Origin of the sequence: Microbispora sp. NPDC088329 (genome assembly GCF_040685655.1) — a bacterium.
Lineage (GTDB): Bacteria > Actinomycetota > Actinomycetes > Streptosporangiales > Streptosporangiaceae > Microbispora.
This window is the reverse complement of sequence record NZ_JBFBIP010000070.1, coordinates 1-1197: the sequence shown is the minus strand read 5'-3', so window position 1 is coordinate 1197 and position 1197 is coordinate 1. Positions and strand designations below refer to the sequence as shown.

The 1197-nt window shown below is 69.8% G+C and carries 1 protein-coding gene; it reads left to right on the top strand.

Going from position 1 to position 1197, the window contains the following annotated elements; translation table 11 throughout:
• The first annotated feature begins 98 nt into the window (after positions 1–98).
• On the top strand, positions 99–1109 hold the full coding sequence (locus AB0O28_RS39845) for a LacI family DNA-binding transcriptional regulator (RefSeq protein ID WP_363648233.1): 1011 nt from the start codon (positions 99–101) through the stop codon (positions 1107–1109).
• Positions 1110–1197 lie beyond the last annotated feature (88 nt).

The following is a 1197-nucleotide window of genomic DNA, read 5'->3' as shown; positions in this document are numbered from 1 at the left end:
TCGCGCCGACGGCGAGGCGGGCCGGAGGCATCCGGCGTTTCCAAGGAAGTACGTAAGTAGACGCAAGCACTTGCGTTGGCTGTCGTATAGTTGCGTCCATGACACGACGGCTTGCGGAAGTGGCCAAGAAGGTGGGCGTGAGCGAGGCGACGGTGAGTCGCGTGCTCAACGGCAAGCCGGGGGTCTCCGACGCCACCAGGGAGGCGGTGCTCACCGCTCTCGACGTGCTGGGATACGAACGGCCGACCCAGTTGCGCGGCGACCGCGGCCGGCTCGTCGGCCTGGTCCTCCCCGAGTTGCAGAACCCTATTTTCCCGGCGTTCGCCGAGGTCGTCGGGGGTGCGCTGGCCCAGCAGGGGTTCACGTCCGTGCTGTGCACCCGGACCGTGGGCGGTGTCTCCGAGTCCGACTATGTGGACCTGCTCCTCCAGCAGCACGTGTCCGGAATGGTCTTCGCGGGCGGCCTGTACGCCCAGGGAGACGCCTCCCACAGCCACTACCGAAGGGTCCTGGAGCGCAAGCTGCCGACCGTGCTCGTCAACGCGGCCGTCGAACATCTCGGGTTTCCCCAGGTCTCGTGCGACGACGTGGCCGCCGCGGAGATCGCGCTCGCCCATCTCATGGCGCTCGGGCACCGCGACGTCGCGATGCTGCTCGGCCCGCCCGACCATGTGCCGTCCCAGCGCAAGCTCGCGGCGTTCCGCGCGTACGCCGCCGCCAACGGCCTGGATCTCGGTCCCGATCACGTCGAGCACACGATGTTCTCGCTGGAAGGCGGGCACGCCGCCGCCACGCGCATGATCGCCAGAGGTGTGACCGGCATCATCTGCGCCAGTGACGTGCTCGCCCTCGGCGCGATCAGGGCGGCGCGCCGGGCGGGACTGTCGGTGCCCGAGGACGTCTCCGTCATCGGATACGACGACTCGGCGCTGATGAACTGCGTGGATCCGCCGCTGACCACGGTCCGCCAGCCCATCGACGCTATGGGCAGGGCGGCGGTCGAGCTGCTGGTGGCCCAGATCGACGCGGCCGTGGTGCCGGGGGACGAGCTGTTGTTCGAACCCGAGCTGGTCGTACGCGCCTCAACCGCGCCCGCACCCCGTTCCTGACGCTCCTGGCTGCGGGATCGCTGCTGCTCTCCGGCGGTCGCTTCCCATGGAGGAGCTCTGCCTCCGGCCCGCCTCGCCGTCGGCGCGG

Excerpts from the sequence above, each read along its gene's own strand:
- AB0O28_RS39845 (WP_363648233.1), top strand. The coding sequence starts at position 99 with ATGACACGACGGCTTGCGGAAGTGGCCAAGAAGGTGGGCGTGAGCGAG.